This is a genomic window from Cellulosimicrobium cellulans (assembly GCF_001722485.1).
Classification (GTDB): Bacteria; Actinomycetota; Actinomycetes; order Actinomycetales; family Cellulomonadaceae; genus Cellulosimicrobium; species Cellulosimicrobium cellulans_A.
The window spans coordinates 1-2,363 of record NZ_LWGL01000279.1 but is presented as its reverse complement, the minus strand read 5'-3'; the positions used below and the strand labels follow the sequence as shown (position 1 = coordinate 2,363).

Annotated in this window: 2 protein-coding genes; both read left to right on the top strand. The window is 77.2% G+C overall.

Annotated features, from left to right (window positions below):
* The coding region (locus JZ5iCDA_RS16945; protein WP_139123207.1) for a glycosyltransferase at nucleotides 1-767 on the top strand (767 nt) is incomplete at its 5' end.
* Nucleotides 764-2,363: polysaccharide biosynthesis tyrosine autokinase (locus tag JZ5iCDA_RS16940; protein WP_069388179.1), on the top strand; the 1,600-nt coding region annotated here is incomplete at its 3' end. The genes JZ5iCDA_RS16945 and JZ5iCDA_RS16940, both read left to right, overlap by 4 nt.

Below are 2,363 nucleotides of genomic sequence, written 5' to 3'. Positions count from 1 at the left end.
GGCGCGCGGCGGCCACGGCCCTCGGCCTCCTCGCCCCGGGGCTGCGCCGGTGGGACCGCGCCGCCGCCCGGCGCGCCGACGTCTACCTCGCGAACTCGACGGTGACCCGGCGCGCGATCCGCGACGCCTACGGGATCGAGGCGGAGGTGCTGCCGCCGCCCCCGGCGATGCTCCCGGCCGGCGAGGAGCGCGCCGTCCCGGGCGTGGAGCCCGGGTTCCTGCTGTGCGTCGCGCGGCTGCTGCCCTACAAGAACGTCGACGTCGTCGTCCAGGCCGCCCAGGCGACCGGGCGGACGCTCGTCGTCGTCGGGGACGGCCCCGACCGCGGACGCCTCGCGGCGCTCGCCGCGCGCACCGGCACGGTGCACCTGCTCGGCCGCGTCGACGACGCGACGCTGCGCTGGGTCTACCGCAACGCGTCGGCGCTCGTCGCGGCCTCCTACGAGGACTACGGGCTGACGCCGCTCGAGGCCGGCGCGTTCGGACGGCCCAGCGTCGTGCTGCGCGACGGCGGGTACCTCGACACGGTCGTCGACGGCGTGACGGGCGTGTTCTTCGACGCCCCCGAGGTGGACCTCGTGGCGCAGGCGGTCGAGGACGCGGCGGCGGTCGCGTGGGACGAGGACGCGGTGACGGCGCACGTGGCGACGTTCGGGCGGGACCGCTTCACAGCGCGGCTGCGCGCCGTGGTCGAGCAGGAGGCGGGCCGCGGCGCGGCCGGGCACGGGGCCGGGCACGCGGCCGGGACCGCGAGGAGCGACCGATGACGATCCGAGAGTTCTTCCGCACGGTCTGGGCCGGGAGGTACTACGTCCTCGCCGCCGTGCTCGTCGTCGTGGTCGGCGCGCTGCTGTTCCTCGTCCGGCAGGAGACGCAGTACCGGGCCACCGCGACCGTGCAGCTCTACGGCGTGCAGAGCGCGCAGGGCGGCGAGCAGCTCGTCCAGGTGACGGTCGCGACCAGCGCCGACGACGTGAGCTCGCCCGAGGTCGCCGAGGCCGCGGCGGGCGCCCTGGGGACGCCCGGCGAGGCCGAGGCGCTCGCCACCGAGGTCTCCGGCTCGTTCGACCCCGAGGCGAGCACCATGGCGGTCGAGGCCACGACGTCGGACCCGGCGCGCTCCGTGGACGTCGCGAACGCGTTCGCCGACGCGTACGCCGCCCGACTCGTGCCGATCCAGGCCGCGCAGGTCGAGGCCCTCGACGCGCGCCGGCAGGCGCTCGCCGAGGAGCTGCGGGCGGTGCGGCAGCGGCTCGCGGGCGACACGGAGGACCCGCTGGCGCTCGCGGAGCAGGACATCATCGTCGACGACTACTCCGCGCTCACCGTGGAGATCAACGCGCTGCGCGGGATCCCCGTGCCCGGCGAGGTCGTCGCCCCGGCGACGGGCGCCGAGGCGCTCGGCCTGTCCGCGCCCACGGTGCTCGCGCTCGCGGTGCTCGTCGGGCTCGTCGCAGGCGTCGGGCTCGCGTTCGGCCGGCGCGGCCTCGACGTGCGCGTGCGGTCCGCCGCCGAGTCGACGCACCTCACCGAGACGCCGGTGCTCGCCGAGCTCTACGGGGCGCGCCCCGCGGAGAAGGAGTTCTCCCACACGCTCGCGCTGCCGGTGGCGAGCAAGGTCGCGAGCCCGTTCACCGAGTCGATCCGCGAGCTGCGGACCGCCGTCCAGGTGTCGACGGCGGGCCTCAAGCACGCGGTGGTCGTCGTGACCGCCGCAGACCCGTCGGCGCCGCGCGCGTTCATCACCGCCAACCTCGCGGCCTCGTTCGCGCTCAGCGGCCGGCGCACCGTGGCGATCTCCGGCGACCTGCGCCGCCCCCAGCTCGACCGGATGCTGCCGCCGCCCGAGTCGTGGCAGGGCGCCGAGCACGAGCTGCGGCCCACCACGGTGCCGAACCTGCGCGTCATGCCGGTGCCGGAGGAGGAGATGGACCCGGCCGACTTCCTCGCGACGCCGCGCGCGCGCCAGCTCGTGCGCAGCCTGCGCGAGCACGCCGAGGTCGTGGTCGTCGACGCGCCTCCCGTCCTCGCCGCCGCGGACGCGACGATCCTCGGCGGGTACTCGAACGGCGTCGTGCTCATCGCCGCGGCCGGTCGCACGGACCGCGCGGTGCTCGTCGCGGCGACCGAGCGCCTGCGGGTCAGCAACGTCCCGCTCCTCGGCGTCGCGCTCACCGGCGTCAAGGGCGACCGCCGCATGCTCTACGCGTCGACGTACGGCGAGGGCGGACACACGCACGAGCGCGCGGAGCGCGCCCCGGGGGACTCCGCCGGGGAGGGCGTGGCTGCCGAGCGCCCGGACGCGCCCGCGGCGGGGCAGGAGGCCGCGCGGTCCGCCGCGCCGCAGGACGAGACGCCCGCGG